Origin of the sequence: Pseudomonas sp. S06B 330 (assembly GCF_002845275.2) — a bacterium.
Taxonomy (GTDB): domain Bacteria; phylum Pseudomonadota; class Gammaproteobacteria; order Pseudomonadales; family Pseudomonadaceae; genus Aquipseudomonas.
Map to the genome: position 1 here is coordinate 3,919,150 of NZ_CP088149.1, position 18,422 is coordinate 3,937,571.

General features: G+C 59.1%; 21 protein-coding genes. 14 read left to right on the forward strand and 7 right to left on the reverse strand.

Annotated features, from left to right (window positions below):
- Positions 1 to 68 precede the first annotated feature (68 nt).
- Positions 69 to 350, forward strand: coding sequence for a hypothetical protein (locus tag CX511_RS17460; RefSeq protein WP_045188594.1), 282 nt, complete (start codon positions 69 to 71; stop codon positions 348 to 350).
- 63 nt (positions 351 to 413) lie between these two features.
- Here CX511_RS17460 and CX511_RS17465 read toward each other — a convergent pair whose 3' ends face one another.
- Complete coding sequence (locus CX511_RS17465) at positions 414 to 2,222, reverse strand: aminopeptidase P family protein (RefSeq protein WP_101293117.1); 1,809 nt, start codon at positions 2,220 to 2,222, stop codon at positions 414 to 416.
- A gap of 56 nt (positions 2,223 to 2,278) precedes the next feature.
- Complete coding sequence (locus tag CX511_RS17470; RefSeq protein WP_101293118.1) at positions 2,279 to 3,439, reverse strand: cysteine desulfurase family protein; 1,161 nt, start codon at positions 3,437 to 3,439, stop codon at positions 2,279 to 2,281.
- A gap of 217 nt (positions 3,440 to 3,656) precedes the next feature.
- On the opposite strand from CX511_RS17470, the gene CX511_RS17475 reads away from it, so the two are divergent.
- A complete protein-coding gene (locus tag CX511_RS17475) occupies positions 3,657 to 4,766 on the forward strand; it encodes a DUF3182 family protein (protein WP_045188597.1) in 1,110 nt (369 codons plus the stop codon).
- Positions 4,753 to 5,523, forward strand: coding sequence for an alpha/beta hydrolase family protein (locus CX511_RS17480; RefSeq protein WP_045188598.1), 771 nt, complete (start codon positions 4,753 to 4,755; stop codon positions 5,521 to 5,523). The genes CX511_RS17475 and CX511_RS17480 overlap by 14 nt, the downstream gene beginning before the upstream one ends.
- Here the strand turns inward: CX511_RS17480 and CX511_RS17485 are convergent.
- Positions 5,493 to 5,882, reverse strand: coding sequence for an antibiotic biosynthesis monooxygenase (locus CX511_RS17485; protein ID WP_045188600.1), 390 nt, complete (start codon positions 5,880 to 5,882; stop codon positions 5,493 to 5,495). The two genes, CX511_RS17480 and CX511_RS17485, sit on opposite strands and share 31 nt — an antisense overlap.
- 88 nt (positions 5,883 to 5,970) lie before the next feature.
- On the opposite strand from CX511_RS17485, the gene soxR reads away from it, so the two are divergent.
- Positions 5,971 to 6,471 carry a redox-sensitive transcriptional activator SoxR gene (gene soxR, locus CX511_RS17490; protein WP_045188603.1) on the forward strand — a complete coding sequence of 167 codons (501 nt, stop codon included), beginning with the start codon at positions 5,971 to 5,973 and terminating at the stop codon, positions 6,469 to 6,471.
- On the opposite strand, the gene CX511_RS17495 is transcribed toward soxR, so the two are convergent.
- Entirely contained in the window at positions 6,438 to 7,418 is a 981-nt protein-coding gene (locus CX511_RS17495) for a GlxA family transcriptional regulator (RefSeq protein ID WP_101293119.1), read from the reverse strand. The genes soxR and CX511_RS17495 overlap by 34 nt on opposite strands.
- 107 nt (positions 7,419 to 7,525) lie before the next feature.
- Here CX511_RS17495 and CX511_RS17500 point away from each other — a divergent pair, with 107 nt between their 5' ends.
- Positions 7,526 to 8,083 carry a cysteine hydrolase family protein gene (locus tag CX511_RS17500; RefSeq protein WP_045188607.1) on the forward strand — a complete coding sequence of 186 codons (558 nt, stop codon included), beginning with the start codon at positions 7,526 to 7,528 and terminating at the stop codon, positions 8,081 to 8,083.
- 54 nt (positions 8,084 to 8,137) lie between these two features.
- A complete protein-coding gene (locus CX511_RS17505; RefSeq protein ID WP_045188609.1) occupies positions 8,138 to 8,962 on the forward strand; it encodes an alpha/beta fold hydrolase in 825 nt (274 codons plus the stop codon).
- 68 nt (positions 8,963 to 9,030) lie between these two features.
- Here CX511_RS17505 and CX511_RS17510 read toward each other — a convergent pair whose 3' ends face one another.
- Positions 9,031 to 9,594 (reverse strand): helix-turn-helix domain-containing protein, encoded by a 564-nt coding sequence (locus CX511_RS17510; protein ID WP_045188611.1) that lies wholly within the window; start codon positions 9,592 to 9,594, stop codon positions 9,031 to 9,033.
- 83 nt (positions 9,595 to 9,677) lie between these two features.
- Between CX511_RS17510 and CX511_RS17515 the strand changes: the two genes are divergently transcribed.
- From CX511_RS17515 to CX511_RS17545, 7 genes are all read left to right on the forward strand, one after another.
- A complete protein-coding gene (locus tag CX511_RS17515) occupies positions 9,678 to 10,625 on the forward strand; it encodes a DMT family transporter (RefSeq protein WP_045188614.1) in 948 nt (315 codons plus the stop codon).
- A gap of 149 nt (positions 10,626 to 10,774) precedes the next feature.
- Positions 10,775 to 13,690 carry a monovalent cation/H+ antiporter subunit A gene (locus CX511_RS17520; RefSeq protein WP_045188616.1) on the forward strand — a complete coding sequence of 972 codons (2,916 nt, stop codon included), beginning with the start codon at positions 10,775 to 10,777 and terminating at the stop codon, positions 13,688 to 13,690.
- A complete protein-coding gene (locus CX511_RS17525; RefSeq protein WP_010224297.1) occupies positions 13,690 to 14,034 on the forward strand; it encodes a Na+/H+ antiporter subunit C in 345 nt (114 codons plus the stop codon). The genes CX511_RS17520 and CX511_RS17525 overlap by 1 nt, the downstream gene beginning before the upstream one ends.
- The gene (locus CX511_RS17530) at positions 14,031 to 15,713 is read left to right on the forward strand and encodes a monovalent cation/H+ antiporter subunit D (protein WP_101293120.1); all 1,683 of its coding nucleotides are present in this window, start codon (positions 14,031 to 14,033) and stop codon (positions 15,711 to 15,713) included. Before CX511_RS17525 ends, CX511_RS17530 begins: the two co-directional genes overlap by 4 nt.
- Entirely contained in the window at positions 15,710 to 16,198 is a 489-nt protein-coding gene (locus tag CX511_RS17535) for a Na+/H+ antiporter subunit E (protein ID WP_045188622.1), read from the forward strand. The genes CX511_RS17530 and CX511_RS17535 overlap by 4 nt, the downstream gene beginning before the upstream one ends.
- Entirely contained in the window at positions 16,195 to 16,473 is a 279-nt protein-coding gene (locus CX511_RS17540) for a K+/H+ antiporter subunit F (protein ID WP_038612978.1), read from the forward strand. The genes CX511_RS17535 and CX511_RS17540 overlap by 4 nt, the downstream gene beginning before the upstream one ends.
- Positions 16,470 to 16,835, forward strand: coding sequence for a Na+/H+ antiporter subunit G (locus CX511_RS17545; RefSeq protein WP_045188626.1), 366 nt, complete (start codon positions 16,470 to 16,472; stop codon positions 16,833 to 16,835). The genes CX511_RS17540 and CX511_RS17545 overlap by 4 nt, the downstream gene beginning before the upstream one ends.
- Positions 16,836 to 16,838: 3 nt before the next feature.
- Here the strand turns inward: CX511_RS17545 and CX511_RS17550 are convergent, their stop codons facing one another.
- Complete coding sequence (locus CX511_RS17550) at positions 16,839 to 17,048, reverse strand: hypothetical protein (protein ID WP_101293121.1); 210 nt, start codon at positions 17,046 to 17,048, stop codon at positions 16,839 to 16,841.
- A complete protein-coding gene (locus CX511_RS17555; protein WP_082071415.1) occupies positions 17,045 to 17,515 on the reverse strand; it encodes a hypothetical protein in 471 nt (156 codons plus the stop codon). The genes CX511_RS17550 and CX511_RS17555 overlap by 4 nt, the downstream gene beginning before the upstream one ends.
- Positions 17,516 to 17,831: 316 nt before the next feature.
- On the opposite strand from CX511_RS17555, the gene CX511_RS17560 reads away from it, so the two are divergent.
- On the forward strand, positions 17,832 to 18,044 hold the full coding sequence (locus CX511_RS17560; RefSeq protein WP_045188634.1) for a hypothetical protein: 213 nt from the start codon (positions 17,832 to 17,834) through the stop codon (positions 18,042 to 18,044).
- The last annotated feature ends 378 nt before the right edge of the window (positions 18,045 to 18,422 follow it).

Below are 18,422 nucleotides of genomic sequence, written 5' to 3' on the forward strand. Positions count from 1 at the left end.
ACGGAGCATTACGAAGACGTAACAGACACCGACCCGGGCGAGAGATCCGGCACGTATTAAGGACGGGAATGAAAAGTATTTTGCTCATCCTGGCCATGTTGGCCATTGCCGGGTGCGCGGCGACTGCAAAAACTCAAGTCAAGCATGGCAAGCGAGGGCTGCACATCAACTGCTCTGGTCTCTCGTCATCTTGGGACAAGTGCGATAGCAAAGCGACCACAGCGTGCGGCGCAAAAGGCTACAAGGTGATCGCCCGCTCTGGCGACGACGACGCAGAGCCTGGTGACTACCTTTTCGGTCTGAATCCAGCGGGATACACCAGCCGCAGCATGATCGTGATCTGCAAATAAAAGCATTCAACACAAAGGGCAGCCAGTCAGCTGCCCTTTGTGCCTAGGCCTGCACCCTCAGGGTCAAATCGCTGCGGTGCGTTTCTGCAGCCATTGCAGCGCCTCGCCATCAAGCAGCGGCGCTAGCCGCTCACACACCTGCTGGTGGTAGCCATTGAGCCAGCTGCGCTCCTCCTCGCTCAACAACTCTGGCAGCAAGCACCGCGTATCGATTGGGCACAAGGTCAGGGTTTCAAATTCGAGGAAGTCGCCAAACTCACTGCGCCCTGCTTCTCGATTGAACACCAGGTTTTCGATACGTACGCCCCACTGCCCTGGCCGATAAGTACCCGGCTCAATGGAGGTGATCATCCCTGCCTGCATCGCCGTCTGCGGCGCAGCGTTTGCCTGGTAGGCAATGACCTGCGGACCTTCATGCACATTCATGAAATAACCCACCCCGTGCCCGGTGCCATGTCCGTAATCAACCTGATCAGCCCAAATGGGCGCCCGAGCGATAGCATCGAGTAATGGCGAAAGAATGCCCCGCGGGAAACGCGCACGTGACAGGGCAATGACCCCCTTCAGCACCCGGGTACAATCCTGCTTCTGCGCAAGGCTAGGCGCACCCACTGGGATCATCCGAGTGATGTCGGTAGTCCCTCCCAGGTACTGCCCACCCGAGTCAATCAACAACAGGCCATCGCCCTCGATACGCGCATGCGACGCTTCGGTGGCGCGGTAGTGCGGCATGGCACCATTGGCGTTGAACGCGGCAATGGTCGAAAAGCTCAACGAAACGAAACCCGGACGGCGGGCACGTGCGGCGCTGAGCTGCTCGTCGATGGTCAACTCAGTGACGGTTTCCTGCCCCAACGCGGATTCCAGCCAAGCGAAAAACTCACACAACGCCGCACCATCCTGCTCCATGGCGCTACGGATGTGAGCCAGGTCCTGCGGGCTTTTCTGCGATTTGGCCAGCGTCGTAGGATTGAGACCTTCGACCAGGCGTACTTCAGCAGGCAAATGGGCGATCAACCCGCGGGTGACCCGCGCCGGATCAATCAGCAGACTGCAGCTTGCCGGCACCTCTGCCAGGGCCGCCTGGATCGCCGTATAGTCGCGCACCTCAACACCATCAGCCGCAAGCACCTGGCGCAACGGCGCATCCAACTTGCTCGGCGCAACAAAGAGAATTGCCTGATCCTGGCTGATCAGCGCAAAGGCGACAAATACCGGATTGTAGGAAACATCGCTACCACGCAAATTGAATAACCAGGCGATATCGTCAAGGGTGGCAATGAAGTGCCAATCAGCGCGACGTTCTCGCAATACCTGGCGCAACTGGGCAAGTTTTTCGGGGCGAGTCACCGTCGCTTCGGGCGGCAGATGTGGGTACACCGGATTGTCCGGCAACGCCGGTCGGTCCACCCAAACTTCAGCAAGCAGGTCCTTGGTAGTCAGCAAACGTGCATTACGGGTTTGCAGCCGCTCCTCCAGCTGACGCGCCGAAGCCTGGGCAATGACCGCGCCATCGACCGCCACCACCGCCCCTTCAGGCGTCTGTTCAGCCAGCCACTCCAGTGGGCCTGGCTTGCCAGGCTGTAGCTTCATCAGTTCAATGCTGCTACCAGCGAGTTCTTTTTCAGCCTGCTCCCAATAACGGCTATCAGCCCACAGGCCCGCGAAATCGGCTGTCACAATCAGCGTGCCGACCGAACCCTGGAAGCCAGACAGCCATTGCCGCCCCTGCCAGTAACCAGGCAAGTATTCAGATAGATGCGGGTCGGCCGACGGCACCAGCAAGGCATTGACCCCTTCCCGATTCATCACCTGGCGAACAGCTGCCAGACGGGCGTTCACCGCTCCCTGCGTTGAAAACTGAGTGTTCATGCTGACTCCTGCTACCACGGCATCCATTGTTATTGGCGCAGATAATGGAACAGGCTTCAGCCTCCGGCAACCGCCCAGAAGGGTTGTGACTGTAACGAGGCTTTGATTGCCCTGACGGCCTGGTCGATATCCTGCGCCTGGGTATAGCGACCGAGACTCAGGCGCAAGGTCTGGCGCGCGGCCTGTGGCGTAAGGCCCAGTGCCAGCAATACGTGTGAAGGCTGACTGCTCGATGAGTTACAGGCCGAGGTCGACGAGAACGCCAGGTGCTCGGAAAGGCGCTCAAGGTTGGGGCTCTCGCCGTTGAAGGTCAGGCTCAACGTATGCTCGATATGCGGGCCACGCCCGCCATTGATCACCAACCCAGGAACCTCGGCAAGCTGCTCAAGCAAACGCCCGCGCAATTGACCAATACGCAACAGCTCTTCACTGTGCAGCACCCCCGCCAAGGCAAAGGCGGCCCCCATACCGACAATCTGGTGAGTGGCCAGCGTGCCCGAACGCAAGCCGCCTTCGTGCCCACCTCCATGGATCTGCGCCTGAAGCAGCGGCCGGGCGCGCTCACCAACGTACAAGGCACCAATGCCCTTGGGGCCATAGACTTTGTGGGCCGAGAATGACATCAAATCAACAGGCCATTGCTGCAAGTCGATAATGAGCTTACCGGCGCCCTGAGCAGCATCGACATGCATGACTGCGCCATGCTGGCGAACAGCTTTACCTATCGCAGCGACATCATTGACGGTACCCAGCTCATTGTTCACCAGCATCACCGAGACCAGAAAGGTGTCATCGCGTAACGCATTCCGTACCGTTTGCGGGCTGATCCGACCGTGGGCGTCAGGGGCCAGGCGTGTCACGACAACACCTGCCTGCTCCAATTGCAGAACTGTATCCAACACCGCTTTGTGTTCAATCTGGCTGGTAACAATGTGGCCACCCTGCCGCCCATGAGCAACCCCCTTGAGCGCAAGGTTATTGGACTCGGTCGCTCCCGAGGTCCAGACGATTTGCTCAGCATCGGCACCGACAAGTGCGGCAACCTGGGCACGGGCCTGCTCCACTGCCAGCCGCGCCTGCTGGCCATAGCGATGTGAGCCGGACGCCGGATTGCCAAAATTACCCGAGGCGCCAAGGCACTCGACCATCACCTGAATGACTCGCTCGTCGACAGGTGTCGTGGCGGCATAGTCGAAGTACAACGGAAGATCGTTCATTGGGCTACAGACTCTCTGGTGATCCTTGCCTTGTAAAGAAAACGCCTCCTTTAGGGGAGAGGCAAGCAATGTCTGCATATTGCCTCAACCCACATAGATCAATAAATTATTAAATAGCATATTTATATGAATAAAAATCACGCTCTTGGTCGGTCGCGCTGAACTTCTCTGCCCTTAGGCCTTCACAACACTACAGCCTTTGCACGAGAGAACCCTCATGCCCCGCTCGACTGACCAAAAGCAAGGCGTGGTACTGCTTGACACCCGGGAACATACCCCCGAACACGAACACTGTGTGCACGTGCAGCTTGCCGAGCGTCTGGCGCAATTACTCCACACACAGGTGGTTACCCCTACTCAACCGCCGACGAAGTACGACAACTTTTATTACTTGCCCACCGAAACGTTGATTGAGCCCGCCCGCTACCATGAAATGGGCATTACCACAGCCCACGACCTATTCGGTGGGGTCGTCACCAGGCCCTATATGGCCACTAAGGCGATATCCCATCCTTTGCCTGCCAATGCCCGCTATCCCCTTGGCTGGACTGATGACTTCGCCCGTCAGGCCAGTGATGCCCTACTGCGCGGTTACACGGTGTTCAGTGTGCAAGATGCTGGCAGCGCTGCTGCCCTATTGCTGCGTGACGGTCCACTGCGGATCAAGCCGGTGCGAGCTACCGCTGGAAGGGGCCAAACCGTGGTGACGTCAATGAAGGAAGTCGAGCAAGCGTTGACCGGCATGGACGACAAGGAGCTGGCACTGTGGGGCCTCACGCTGGAAGAGAACCTGACCCAGGTGCAGACCTTCAGCGTCGGTCAGGCCTTGGTGGCTGGCATTCTGTGCAGTTACTACGGCACCCAGCAATTGACCCACGACCATGCCGGTGAAGAAATCTATGGGGGTTCGGACCTCGTCCTGGTCCGCGGCGACTACGACACCTTGTTGCAACTGGAACTCGAAGACCCTTTGCGCCTGGCCATCACCCAAGCCAGGACTTATGAGCAGGCGGCACTGCAAAATTTTCCCGGCTTTATCGCCTCGCGTCGCAATTACGACGTCGCCCAAGGCCTGAACAGTCAGGGCAAAACCCGCAGTGGCGTCCTTGAACAATCCTGGCGAATTGGTGGTGCCAGTAGCGCCGAGGTCCTGGCCTTGCAGGCGTTTGCTGCGGACTCCGCACTGACACACATTCGCGCCTCCACTCATGAAGCCTTCGACGCGCCCGAGCTGCCCGCCGATGCGACCATTTTCTATAAGGGGGTAGACAGTGAGCTCGGAAGAATCTGCAAATATGCACGGCTGCGCGACTATGACCATCCATAGTGAACCCATCGAGATCCACGTCGACGACGAAATGATCGCAGGCACCATCGTCAGCCCCGGCGACAAGGTGCCGGGCATTCTTTTCGTCCACGGCTGGGGCGGAAGCCAACAGCGTGACCTGGCACGGGCCAAGCAAATCACTGGCCTGGGGTGCGTGTGCATGACCTTCGACTTGCGCGGTCACGAAAAAACCGAGAGCCAGCGCCTGAGCGTCACGCGCGAACAGAATCTGGCTGACCTGGTGGCCGCCTATGACCGCTTGGTCTGCCACCCTGCCGTCGACACAAGCGCCATTGCCATAATTGGCAGCAGTTACGGCGGTTATCTGGCCACCCTGTTGACCGGCCTGCGACCGGTCAGATGGCTAGCGCTACGGGTACCGGCTCTGTATTGGGACGATGAATGGAGCATGCCCAAGCAGGGCCTGGATCGCCAGCGCCTGACGGATTACCGCCGACGCCCCCTGGGGCCCACCGATAACCGTGCACTAGGGGCGTGTGCAGAGTTTGCCGGGGACGTGCTACTGGTCGAATCTGAGCAGGATGACTACGTCCCGCACAGCACCCTGATGAGCTACCGCTCGGCTTTCGTCAGCGCGCATTCACTGACCCATCGAATCGTAGACGGCGCCGATCATGCGCTCTCTAGCGACCGCAGCCAGAAAGCCTACAGCTCGATCCTCAGCGCCTGGATCAGCGAGATGGTCATCGGCGCCCGCCTCGATCACTACCCGCACCACTCGCCCTGGTACTCCTGAGCTGACGGCAGCTTGCAATGCAGCCCATCGGTGGTGCTGCGCGCCAGGCTACTCAAGGTCTGAAACGCAGCAAAGTTAACGCCTTTGGCCTGATGTTGCTGAATCAGCTGCAGAAACGGTTCCTGGGCAAAACTGCTGGCAGCCGCCTCCCAGGCGTGGCGCGACTGCCACTGCAGGTATTGCAGAACACGGCAGCCATCATCACTGGCCTGGATGCTCGCGCTCATCAGGCCGACATGTTGCGAAGCGAGCACTTCGCTGCGCTCGGTCAACGCCTGGGCCAAGGCGTACTGACGAGCAGGCGCCACCTCGAATTCGATCATCTGGGTAAAGCACAAACTACGCGCTGTAGCCGTCATGGGCATTGTCTCCCTGCCATTGTACTTGCGATGCAACGGCAGGCAGGGTAAAACCTCCAGCTAACTAGAGGTCAAGAGGTTTTTCAACATGCCGCAGCCTTGCACCGCCGAGAAGGTCATGACCGTCGGTCAGTTGGCTCTGCGCAGCGGGGTTGCAGTCACCGCTCTGCATTTCTATGAGAGCAAAGGACTGATCCACAGCACCCGCAGCAGTGGCAATCAACGTCGCTACCCGCGCGAAACCCTGCGCCGAGTCGCGGTGATCAAGATGGCCCAGCGCCTGGGCATCCCCCTGGCAACCATTCACACCGCGCTGCAGACATTGCCCGTGGGCCGCGCGCCAAGTGTAGCGGACTGGCAACGACTGTCCGAACAGTGGCGCCAAGACCTGACCCAACGCATCGACAAAATGCTGGCACTGCGCGACCAGCTCGATGGCTGTATAGGTTGCGGCTGCATGTCGCTGCAGAGCTGTCCGTTACGCAACTGTGATGACCAGTTGAGTGAACAGGGCCCAGGCCCGCAGTTGCTGGAACCTGGTCCGGATGCTCAGGCTCAGCCGACGCTTTCGGCCACTCGACGTCGATAGTCGCTGGGCGCTAGCCCGGTCACCTTAAGGAAGACTTTGCGAAAGGCGCCCGGATCCTGGTAGCCCACACCCCAGGCAATCTGGTCGATGCTGCGGTTAGTGAACTCGAGCATCCTGCAGGCGCGGCCAACCCGTACCTGCTGGCAATACTCCGTGGGCTTGAGGCCGGTGGCACTGCGAAAGCGCCGCAGGAAGGTCCGCGACTCCAAGCCTGCACACTCTGCCATGATCTTCAAATTTACATCCCGCGCCCCACTACTTTGCAACCAGTGCTGAACCTTGAGCACGGCTTCATCACCATGATCCAGGCGTGGCCTGAAGGTACTGCCCGCTCGCGCACTGGCGCAGGTTCGATCCACCGCGAGAAAACGCGCTGTCTCAGCGGCCAGGGTCTCGCCCAGATAACGCTCGACCAGTTTCAGGCCGAGGTCAGTCCAGGCCATCAACCCAGCTGAAGTAATGATATCGCCGTCATCGAGCAGTGCCAGGTTGGCCTCGACCTTTATCTCAGGGAAGCGCTCGGCCAGGGATTGGGCGAAATTCCAGTGGGTCGTGGCTGGACGGCCATCGAGCAACCCGCTGGCAGCAATGAAAAACACCCCGACACACACCGACACCAGCAATACTCCGTCACGGTGCCACTGACGCAACGCTTCTCGGTAACGCTCAAGCAGCTCTGGGGAGGGTGCCTGAGTCAGGCTCGGCGGAATGATCATTACCCGGGGGCGGTGATAACCATCGGGATGGCTGTCGAATACCACTGAAAGTTGCCGGGCTTCATCTTCGCCCCAATGGCTGACACGCAGCACTGGCCGCTCCAGCGCACCCAGCTCGTGGCGCAAGCGATTGGCAATGGCGAACAGATCGGTCAACCCATGCACCGCCGCCAGTTGCGCACCGGGATAGACCAGCAAAGCGATTTCCAACGTACCGCCGTCTTTGGCCATTGTCAGTTTTTCCCGCCAATTTGTCGTTCGCGCCAATCCGCAAGCGCACCGCTCAAGCCTATAACTATCACCACACCACAACCACTCCCCCGCAAGAGGCGATTGAAATGAGCAAACACGCGCTGATCATTATCGACATCCAGAACGACTACTTCCCAGGCGGCAAATGGACCCTGGCCGGTGCAGATCAGGCCGCTGACAACGTTGTCCGGATTCTTGCCGCGACCCGGGCCAAAGAACAACTGGTCGTGCATGTACGCCATGAGTTCGAGTCCAACGATGCGCCTTTTTTCACACCTGGTTCCGAAGGCGCGCAGATCCACCCCAAGGTCACCCCCCTGAGCAATGAACCGGTGGTGCTCAAGCATAAAGTCAACGCGTTCCTGAACACCAAACTCAAGGCCGTGCTGGACGAGCATGGCATCGAGGCGGTGACAGTGGTCGGCAGCATGAGCCATATGTGCATCGATGGCTTCACCCGCGCCGCCGCAGACCTTGGGTATGAAGTCAAAGTGATCCATGACGCTTGCGCCACCCGCGACCTGGCATTCAACGGCGTCACCGTACCCGCCGCCCAGGTTCATGCCGCCTTCATGGCTGCCCTGGCATTCGCCTATGCCAACGTAATTTCTACCGAGGACTACCTGACCGGCAAAAACCTCTAATCTCAATGGGCTTGCTTGACCCTCTGGCGGTTCACCAAACAGGAGATTGCAGTCATGAGCACTTTCACCACCCGCGACGGCACCACCCTCTATTACAAGGACTGGGGCAGCGGCCAGCCCGTTGTGTTCAGTCACGGCTGGCCGTTGTCGTCTGACAGCTGGGAGTCACAGATGCTATTTCTGGCCGACCGCGGCTACCGCTGCATCGCCCATGACCGTCGTGGTCATGGCCGTTCTAGTCAGCCATGGGACGGCAACGAGATGGACACCTATGCCGACGATCTGGCGCAGTTGATCGAGCATCTGGACTTGCGGGAGGTGATCCTGTTCGGTTTCTCCACCGGCGGGGGGGAGGTCAGCCGCTACATCGGTCGTCACGGCACCCAGCGCCTGGCCAAGGCCGGGTTGATTTCAGCGGTGCCGCCATTGATGCTCAAGACCGAAAGCAATCCCCTGGGCACCCCGATCGAGGCCTTTGACGGTATCCGTGCCGGCGCCTTGGCAGATCGCTCGCAACTGTACAAAGACATTGCCGGGGGGCCGTTCTTTGGCTTCAATCGGCCAGGCGTCAAGGCATCACAAGGATTGATCGATTCCTTCTGGATGCAGGGTATGATGGCCGGCCACAAGAACGCCTACGACTGCATCAAGGCGTTTTCGGAAACTGACTTTCGTGAGGACCTGCGCAAGTTCGACATTCCGACCCTGGTGATCCATGGTGACGACGATCAGATCGTACCCATTCAGGCGGCGGGCCCCGAGTCCGCCAAGCTGATCACGGATGCGACGCTGATTGTCTATCCAGGCGCGCCGCATGGGCTGACCGACACCCATAAAGACAAGGTCAACCAGGATTTGTGGGCATTTATCAAAGGCTGACGCTGATCACGGGGCAATCCTGCGCCTATAGATCCGGTAGGCGCTCGATTGCCCCGTGATGTATTTACTCAGATCACCACGTTACGGACAAACCGCGTCGCCACCTCACCATCATTGCGATAGGCATGCATGCGATTGCTGGCATAACTGAGAAAATCGCCGGCCTGCAGCTGATGCTGCTGATCCTCGATTACCAGTGTCAGGCAACCTTCGAACACGTACAGCTGTTCACTCCAGCCATCGGCATCTGCTTCGCACTGGTACACCTCCCCTGGCTCCAGGCGCCACTCCCACAACTCGACCTCGCGACTGGCAACCGAACTGGCCAGCAATACCGCCCTGCTGCCGGGATGAACGCCAGCCCAAGCCAGTTCGTTAATGCGACTAGGGTCGCGGTTGTCAGGGGCCTGAATCAAGTCGGTAAAGGCAGCACCCAGGGCTTCAGCGATACGGTCGAGCGTGGTCAGACTGACATTCTTCTCGCCCGCCTCGATGGCCACCAGCATGCGCCGGCTGACCCCCGATTTTTCCGCCAAAGCACTCTGACTAAGCGCCGCAACATGACGCAGGCGGCGAATGTTCTGACTGACATGTTGCAGCACCGACGCGCGCTGACTGGAATCTTTGTGCACTATATTGCTCACTGATAGGATTTGCGCAGTATACTGCCCACTTCGCCGCAATTGTGCGTCGCTCTACTTCCGTGTGCAAGGCCATGACCTCATCCAACGCTGCAGAACGCCCTACTGTTTCCTTCCGGCTGAGCAAGGCCGAACTGGTCCTGGTGTTTATTACTGTGCTCTGGGGTGGCACTTTCTTGTTGGTGCATAACGTCATGACCGTCAGCGGGCCGATGTTCTTCGTCGGTCTGCGCTTTGCCGCCGCCACCCTGTTTGTCGGCCTGGTGTCGGCCCGCGCCTTGTCGGGGCTGACTGCCACTGAACTCAAGGCCGGGGTATTGATCGGCATATCAATCATGCTCGGCTACGGCTTGCAAACCTATGGATTGCAAACTATCAGCAGCAGCCAATCTGCATTTATTACCGCGTTGTATGTGCCCTTCGTGCCATTGCTGCAGTGGTTGGTTCTGGGTCGGCGTCCGGGCCTGATGCCGAGCCTTGGAATCGGCCTTGCTTTTGTCGGCCTGATGCTACTGGCCGGCCCGGAAGGCGGCTCGCTGCAATTCAGTGCCGGTGAAATCGCCACGTTGGTCAGTGCTGTAGCAATCGCTGCAGAAATCATTCTGATCAGTCGCTACGCCGGCCAGGTGGATGTTCGGCGGGTGACCGTGGTGCAGTTGGCAACCGCATCGGCGTTGTCCTTCTTGATGGTGGTGCCTACTCAGGAACCTCTGCCGGATTTTTCCTGGTTGTTACTGCTTAGCGCGGTGGGCTTGGGCGCAATGAGTGCGGTCATTCAAGTGGCGATGAACTGGGCACAAAAGTCCGTTTCGCCCACCCGCGCGACCCTGATCTATGCGGGTGAACCCGTCTGGGCCGGCGTCGTCGGCCGGGTCGCTGGCGAACGCCTGCCGGCTATCGCCCTTTTAGGTGGCGTGCTTATCGTGCTTGCCGTCATCATCAGTGAACTGAAAATCAAACGCCGGGAGGTTTCTCCCGACGTACTCCAGGCGCCTGCACAAGGAAGAGAACCTGGGCTCTAGGGGACAAATCCCGTCTATCCTTTGTAAAAAACTGTTATAAAAAAATCGTTTGATACACCGTGTTTGTAGAATTCTGGCACAGCTTCTGTGTTGGTGATCGACGGTGCGCCACGTATGATCCCTTACAAACTTCTGCAGATTAGAAATCTATGTCCTTGATAGTGCTACTGCTTCTGCCGTTTATCGGCAGCTGCCTGGCGGCTGTCTTGCCGCACAACGCACGCAACAGTGAGTCATTGCTTGCTGGACTCGTGGCCCTGGTTGGTACCGTCCAGGTCGCCTTGCTGTACCCGCAGATCGCCCATGGTGGCGTCATCCGTGAAGAATTCCTCTGGTTGCCAAGCCTGGGCCTGAATCTGGTCCTGCGCATGGACGGCTTCGCTTGGTTGTTCTCCCTGCTGGTCCTGGGCATTGGCACCTTGGTGTCACTGTATGCACGCTATTACATGTCGCCGCAGGACCCAGTGCCGCGGTTTTTTGCCTTTTTTCTGGCGTTCATGGGCGCAATGCTTGGCCTGGTGATCTCCGGCAACCTGATCCAGATCGTGTTCTTCTGGGAACTCACCAGCGTATTCTCATTCCTGCTGATCGGCTATTGGCACCACCGCGCCGATGCCCGGCGCGGCGCCTACATGGCGCTGATGGTCACGGGTGCGGGCGGCTTGTGCCTACTGGCGGGGGTGCTGCTGCTCGGCCATGTGGTCGGCAGCTACGACCTGGACAAGGTCCTTGCTGCCGGCGAGCTGATTCGCAATCACGCTCTGTACCCGATCCTTCTTCCGTTGATTCTGCTCGGCGCCCTGACCAAAAGCGCACAGTTCCCCTTCCACTTCTGGTTGCCTCACGCGATGGCGGCGCCGACCCCCGTTTCGGCTTACCTGCATTCGGCGACCATGGTCAAGGCCGGGGTGTTTCTTCTCGCACGCCTCTGGCCAGTACTGTCCGGTAGCGAGCAATGGTTCTGGATTGTAGGCGGTGCCGGGGCTTGTACCCTGCTGCTTGGCGCTTTTGCGGCGATGTTCCAGAACGATCTCAAAGGCCTGCTGGCCTATTCGACCATCAGTCATCTGGGGCTGATTACCCTGTTGTTAGGCCTGAACAGTCCGCTGGCGGCCGTGGCGGCCGTGTTTCACATCCTCAACCATGCCACCTTCAAAGCCTCGTTGTTCATGGCCGCCGGCATCATCGATCACGAAAGCGGTACCCGTGACATCCGCCGCCTCAGCGGTCTGTTCCGGTTGATCCCCTTTACCGCGACCTTGGCGATGGTGGCCAGCGCCGCCATGGCTGGCGTGCCGTTGATGAACGGCTTCCTGTCCAAAGAAATGTTCTTCGCCGAGACGGTGTTCATCAGCTCCAGTGCCTGGATAGAAGCCGCCCTGCCAGTGATCGCTACCTTAGCGGGCACCTTCAGCGTGGCCTATGCCTTGCGCTTTACCGTCGATGTGTTCTTTGGCCCGCCGGCCACTGACTTGCCTCACACCCCTCACGAGCCGCCTCGCTGGATGCGCGCACCGGTCGAATTACTGGTGCTCACCTGCCTGGTCGTAGGCATGTTTCCAGCACAGTCGGTCGGACCGTTGCTGGCGGCGGCCGCATTACCGGTGGTCGGCGGTACCCTGCCCGAGTACAGCCTGGCCATCTGGCATGGTTGGAACGCCCCCCTGATCATGAGCCTGATCGCCATGTGTGGCGGCATTGGGCTATACCTGCTGCTGCGCAACCAATTGAAGCTGGGCCGTTTCCCGAATCCGCCCGTGATCGAACGTTTCAATGGCAAGCGTCTGTTCGAACATGGCCAAGTCATGCTGATGCGCGTCGCCCGCCGCTTTGAACGCACGCTCACCACCCGACGCCTGCAGAAACAACTGTTCATGCTGGTACTGGTAGCGTTTCTCGCTGGCTTGCTACCCATGCTGCAAAGCGGTTTGAGCTGGGGTGATCGCCCGAAAATTCCAGGATCTGGAGTGTTCGTCACCCTCTGGCTGATCGCCATTGCCTGCGCCCTGGGCGCCGCCTGGCAAGCCAAGTATCACCGACTGGCGGCACTGACCATGGTCAGCGTTTGCGGTTTGATGACGTGCATTACCTTCGTCTGGTTCTCGGCACCGGATCTGGCCTTGACCCAACTGGCAGTCGAGGTGGTCACCACCGTGCTGATCCTGCTCGGGCTGCGCTGGCTGCCACGGCGTATCGAAGGGGTTTCGCCCTTGCCAGGTCGCCAGGAGCAGGCGCGCTTGCGTCGCCTGCGTGACCTGATTCTGGCGGTGCTGGTCGGCGGCGGCATGGCGTTGTTGTCCTATTCGATGCTGACCCGCCCTACACCCAACGATATTTCCTCGTTCTACTTGAGCCGCGCCTTGCCCGAAGGCGGCGGCAGCAACGTGGTCAATGTCATGCTCGTGGACTTCCGCGGCTTCGACACCCTGGGCGAGGTCACAGTACTGGTTGCCGTGGCCCTGGCGGTGTTTGCCCTGCTGCGTCGCTTCCGCCCGCCGCGTGAAAGCATGCAGCTGCCGGCTCAGCAACGTTTGCTGGCACCCGACGTTGTCACCGACCTGGTCAACCCGCGCCAGGCTGCCGACACCGCGCTAGGGTTCATGATGGTCCCGGCCGTACTGGTACGGCTGTTGCTACCAATTGCGCTGGTGGTATCGATGTATCTGTTCATGCGCGGGCACAACCAGCCCGGAGGCGGTTTTGTTGCGGGCTTGGTGATGTCGGTGGCCTTCATTCTCCAATACATGGTCGCTGGCACCCAATGGGTGGAGGCGCAAATGAGCCTGCGCCCGCTGCGCTGGATGGGTACCGGCTTGCTCTGCGCGACGCTCACCGGTGCAGGCGCAATGTTCCTCGGCTATCCGTTCCTGACTACACATACCGCTCACCTGCACCTGCCACTGCTGGGTGATATCCATGTGGCCAGTGCGCTGTTCTTCGATATCGGCATCTTCACCGTAGTGGTCGGTTCGACCCTGTTGATTCTCACCGCCCTGGCTCACCAGTCAGTACGCGGACACCGGCCGGTCAATCAACCCAAAGCCAGTCAAACAGGAGCCGCCTGATGGAAGAAGTCATCGCAATAGCCATTGGTGTTCTCGCGGCTTCCGGCGTGTGGTTGATCCTGCGCCCGCGAACTTTTCAGGTAGTGATGGGCCTGTGCTTGCTGTCCTACGGGGTCAATCTGTTCATTTTCAGCATGGGTAGCCTGTTCATCGGCAAGGAGCCGATCATCAAGGACGGCGTCCCCCAAGACCTGCTCAACTACACCGACCCCTTGCCCCAGGCTCTGGTACTCACCGCTATCGTTATCAGCTTTGCCATGACCGCGCTGTTTCTGGTCGTGCTGCTGGCATCGCGCGGGTTGACCGGTACCGACCACGTGGATGGCCGGGAGCCCAACGAATGAGTTTGATGAACCAACTGATCATCGCTCCGATCCTGCTGCCCTTACTCACGGCGGCAGTGATGCTGCTCCTGGGCGAGAAGCGCAGGCCTCTGAAAGCCCGTCTGAACCTAATGTCCAGCCTCCTGGGATTGGCGATTTCGATCACCTTGCTTCTGTGGGTCCAAGCCCAGGGCCAGGCGGCCTCAATCGGCGTCTACCTGCCGGGCAATTGGCCGGCACCATTCGGTATCGCCCTGGTAGTGGATCGACTGTCTGCACTGATGCTGGTACTGACAGGAATCATTGGCGTCAGCGCCCTGCTCTTTGCCATGGCCCGCTGGGACGGCGCTGGGGCAAGTTTCCATGCACTGTTTCAAATCCAGCTGATGGGGCTTTACGGGGCCTTCCTGACCGCCGACCTGTTCAACCTGTTTGTATTTTTCGAAGTATTACTGGCGGCATCCTACGGCTTACTGCTGCACGGCTCTGGCCGGGCACGGGTCAAGTCCGGCTTGCACTACATCGCCATCAACCTGTTCGCTTCATCGCTGTTCTTGATCGGTGCAGCCATGCTCTATGGCGTCACTGGCACCTTGAACATGGCCGATCTGGCCCTGAAAATCCCGCTGGTACCCGAGGCTGACCGCGGCCTGCTGCACGCCGGCGCTGCGATCCTGGCTATCGCGTTCCTGGCCAAGGCGGGGATCTGGCCTTTGAATTTCTGGCTGGTGCCAGCCTACTCCGCTGCCAGCGCCCCCGTGGCCGCACTGTTTGCAATCATGACCAAGGTCGGCACCTACACGGTGCTGCGCTTGTGGACCTTGCTGTTTTCCGGCCAGGCTGGCGCCTCATCATTCTTTGGTGGCGAATGGCTAGTCTATGGCGGTCTGGCAACACTAGGTTGCGCGGCGGTATCGATCCTTGCCGCCCAGCGCCTGGAGCGCATGGCGAGCCTAAGCATCCTGGTCTCGGCCGGCACGCTCATGGCAGCCATCGGCTTCGGCCAGGTAGCACTGACGGCCGGGGCATTGTTCTATCTGGTCAGCTCGACGCTGGCACTGTGCGCGCTATTCTTGCTGGCCGAGTTGATCGAACGTTCGCGCTCGGCCAACGAACTGCCTATGGATGACGATGATTGCCACCCCTCACCGCTCGAGTCACTGCATCCGCCCAAAGGCATCAATCTTGATGACGAACAGAAGGCCGTCATCGGCCAGGTAATCCCTTGGACCATGGCGTTCCTCGGCCTGAGTTTTATCGCCTGTGCGTTACTGATCATCGGCCTGCCGCCGCTCTCAGGCTTCATTGGCAAGATCAGCCTGATCAGCGCACTGTTCAACCCCCAGGGGTTGGGCGTCGCCCCTGAGCACCCCCTGTCGATTCAAGGCTGGGCACTGGTAGCACTGCTGGTACTCTCCGGCTTGGCCTCGATGATTGCCTTCACACGGGTCGGCATTCAGCGCTTCTGGACACCCCAGGAGCGCCCCTCGCCACTGCTACGCCGCTACGAATGCATCCCCATCGTTGCCCTGATCGGGCTGTGTATCGCCTTGAGTGTGCGCGCCGAACCCCTGCTGCGTTATGCCCATGACACCGCCGCAAGCCTCCAGGACCCTGAGCACTATGTCAGCGCCGTACTCGGCACGCGCCCCATCCCAGGCCCTACCAGCCAAGCCGCCAGCGCACAGGTGCAACCATGAAGCGTCTGTTTCCCGCTCCGCTGCTGTCGCTATCGCTCTGCCTGCTGTGGTTGTTACTGAACCTCTCAGTGAGCCCAGGCAACCTACTTCTCGCTGTATTACTGGGCGTGCTTGCACCGCTGCTGATGGCACCGCTGCGCCCCTTGTCGGCACACATTAGCCACCCTTGGACCATACTGCGCCTGATCCTGCGGGTAGGTATCGATGTGCTGACTTCCAATCTTCAAGTGGCACGAGGGGTCTGGACGGCAAAGCGTCGGGCACCGCGCTCCCGCTTCGTGCATATCCCTCTGGACCTGCGCGATGCCCACGGCCTGGCAGCCTTGTCGATGATCACCACGGTGATCCCGGGCACCATCTGGTCGGAGCTGGCACTCGATCGCAGCATGCTGCTGTTGCATGTGTTCGACCTGGACGATGAAGCGCACTTCATCGAACACTTCAAACAGACCTATGAACGTCCGCTGATGGAGATCTTCGAATGACTGGCCTGCTTGCCAACGCCATTCTCGCCAGCCTGTTCATCTTTGCCCTGGCCATGGCCCTGACCCTGTTTCGGCTGTTTCGCGGCCCGTCAGCGCAGGATCGGGTTCTGGCACTGGACTACCTGTATATTCTGGCGATGCTGATGATGCTGGTACTGGGTATTCGCTACGCCAGTGACACCTACTTCGAAGGGGCACTGCTAATTGCCTTGTTCGGCTTTGTCGGCTCGTTTGCCCTGGCCAAGTTCTTGCTGCGTGGCGAGGTGATCGAATGAACAACCTGAACGAACTACCCCTCTGGATCGAAGTGCTGGTTGCGCTGCTGTTGTTGCTGAGCAGCCTGTTCGCCCTGAGTGGTGCAGTCGGCCTGGTTCGCCTGAAAGCGTTCTTTCAGCGCATGCACCCACCCGCCCTGGCCTCTACCCTGGGAACCTGGTGCGTTGCCCTGGCCTCGATTCTGTACTTTTCAGCACTCAAGCAGGGCCCCGTGCTGCACGCTTGGCTGATCCCGATCCTGATGGCAATCACGGTGCCAGTGACCACGTTGCTGCTAGCGCGCGCGGCACTGTTTCGCAAACGCATGGCGGGCGATGAGGTGCCGGAGGAAGTCAGCAGTGGGCGAGATCGAGGTCACTAAGCACTATTCGGTCAGCGCCTGCAGTTCGCGGCGAACCATGGCCGCGTACTCAGGCGGGCTCAACTGATACAGCTGGGTGGCCACCCAGCTGAACCAACTCGACTGCAAGTGGGCGCGCTGTGCAAGCCATTGCTCGGCCTGTTCACGAGCCTGGACCTGATGCTGCGCATGAAAATCGGCGCGCCCCAGTGGTACGTCAGCAGGCTTGATCACTCGCTGGCCTTGAACGTAGTCAGTTCACCCTTTTGCCATTTGGCAACTTTGCGAGTCACTGCCTTGAGAGTTTTGCTCAGGCCTTCTTGCAATTGTGTGTGGGCGGCGAACACCAGCACCACACTCTGCCCTTCTCGAAAGACGATACCTTCGCCTTCAGCTGTCGAGACAAACGCATAATCGCCCAGGCCATAGACGGTTAGTTTGATGTCGCGGAAACGAACTTCCAGCTTGCCACCTTCGCGACTGGGCAACACCGCCGCGCGGAAATGATCACCAACCTTAAGCTCCAGCCGCTGTTTGTCATCGACAACCAGTGCTGTTTCAGTGTCAATTTCGGCCATGTACAGGCCTTCCGCGCTCTGCTCGGTGACATAAACAAAACGCGATTGGAACTGTTTGACCAGTTTGGCCCGAAGATCGCCGAGCACGAACAAGGCGTGCATATCCAGATTACTGACTGCCAATGAAGAATTCCTCAAACCGATTACACGACGTCACCACGAAGGCTGCATAGCTCCATGAAGGCAACGCCACTTCAATGTCGAAGTCTGAAAGACTAATGAGTAAATGCATAAAGCGTCTGTGCGGGCGAGTGGCGCAGCTTGCAGGAATCATCCTCCCTGCGGGCCAGCCAAAACCTCACAACAGGCATTCGGCAGATTTCCGTCGACGGAAACGTACTTTCTGACATCAAAACTGCCAAGAAAATGCGATAGATACATTCAGGCCCCTCGGCAGAACGGGCACCTGGGTCTCATCTACATATCACAGGGAAGGAATATGCACGAAAATACCGAAATCCGTCGAGAGGCAGGCTGCATTTCTTACTTCGAAAATAAAAACTCAAACCCCAACGAGCACAGCACGCGTTACATCGTGGTACCCGCCGGCATCAACTTTTTCCATATCACCGATCACGCGACCGGACAGGTGAAAGGTTTCCGTTGTCGGCACATCGATGCGTGTGAACTGGCGCGCACACTGGAACGTTGAGATCACGTTCAAACGGCCTGGCGCAACCCCCCAGGCCGTTGCTTAGCACGCAACTGCCCTGCCATGCGCGCTGACACTCCAGCGCCTCTTCACGGCTGGCGAAGGCAGTTCCACGCCGCTCACCATTGACCAGCACCACCCAGCACACACGCTGGCCAACCGCTTGCAACGACGCGGGCACAGCACTGCCAATCATCACGGCGATATCGACTTGGCTATTCATCATTCCCTCCGGAACTTAATTAGCAACCTAACGATATCGCCATCATACGCCCGCTCCGGCAATGGAAAAAGCTATTGCCGGAATAGCTGTGTTGCATCAAAAGCAACAAACCCCGTGTCAGGAGAGGGGCGTTCACACCCACGGCTAGGTGCCTG

Excerpts from the sequence above, each read along its gene's own strand:
- CX511_RS17560 (WP_045188634.1), top strand. The coding sequence starts at position 17,832 with ATGCACGAAAATACCGAAATCCGTCGAGAGGCAGGCTGCATTTCTTAC.
- CX511_RS17465 (WP_101293117.1), bottom strand. The coding sequence starts at position 2,222 with ATGAACACTCAGTTTTCAACGCAGGGAGCGGTGAACGCCCGTCTGGCA.
- CX511_RS17545 (WP_045188626.1), top strand. The coding sequence starts at position 16,470 with ATGAACAACCTGAACGAACTACCCCTCTGGATCGAAGTGCTGGTTGCG.
- CX511_RS17525 (WP_010224297.1), top strand. The coding sequence starts at position 13,690 with ATGGAAGAAGTCATCGCAATAGCCATTGGTGTTCTCGCGGCTTCCGGC.
- CX511_RS17515 (WP_045188614.1), top strand. The coding sequence starts at position 9,678 with ATGACCTCATCCAACGCTGCAGAACGCCCTACTGTTTCCTTCCGGCTG.
- CX511_RS17540 (WP_038612978.1), top strand. The coding sequence starts at position 16,195 with ATGACTGGCCTGCTTGCCAACGCCATTCTCGCCAGCCTGTTCATCTTT.
- CX511_RS17505 (WP_045188609.1), top strand. The coding sequence starts at position 8,138 with ATGAGCACTTTCACCACCCGCGACGGCACCACCCTCTATTACAAGGAC.
- CX511_RS17485 (WP_045188600.1), bottom strand. The coding sequence starts at position 5,882 with ATGACGGCTACAGCGCGTAGTTTGTGCTTTACCCAGATGATCGAATTC.
- CX511_RS17500 (WP_045188607.1), top strand. The coding sequence starts at position 7,526 with ATGAGCAAACACGCGCTGATCATTATCGACATCCAGAACGACTACTTC.
- CX511_RS17480 (WP_045188598.1), top strand. The coding sequence starts at position 4,753 with ATGACCATCCATAGTGAACCCATCGAGATCCACGTCGACGACGAAATG.
- CX511_RS17535 (WP_045188622.1), top strand. The coding sequence starts at position 15,710 with ATGAAGCGTCTGTTTCCCGCTCCGCTGCTGTCGCTATCGCTCTGCCTG.
- CX511_RS17520 (WP_045188616.1), top strand. The coding sequence starts at position 10,775 with ATGTCCTTGATAGTGCTACTGCTTCTGCCGTTTATCGGCAGCTGCCTG.
- CX511_RS17470 (WP_101293118.1), bottom strand. The coding sequence starts at position 3,439 with ATGAACGATCTTCCGTTGTACTTCGACTATGCCGCCACGACACCTGTC.
- CX511_RS17475 (WP_045188597.1), top strand. The coding sequence starts at position 3,657 with ATGCCCCGCTCGACTGACCAAAAGCAAGGCGTGGTACTGCTTGACACC.
- CX511_RS17495 (WP_101293119.1), bottom strand. The coding sequence starts at position 7,418 with ATGGCCAAAGACGGCGGTACGTTGGAAATCGCTTTGCTGGTCTATCCC.
- soxR (WP_045188603.1), top strand. The coding sequence starts at position 5,971 with ATGCCGCAGCCTTGCACCGCCGAGAAGGTCATGACCGTCGGTCAGTTG.
- CX511_RS17460 (WP_045188594.1), top strand. The coding sequence starts at position 69 with ATGAAAAGTATTTTGCTCATCCTGGCCATGTTGGCCATTGCCGGGTGC.
- CX511_RS17530 (WP_101293120.1), top strand. The coding sequence starts at position 14,031 with ATGAGTTTGATGAACCAACTGATCATCGCTCCGATCCTGCTGCCCTTA.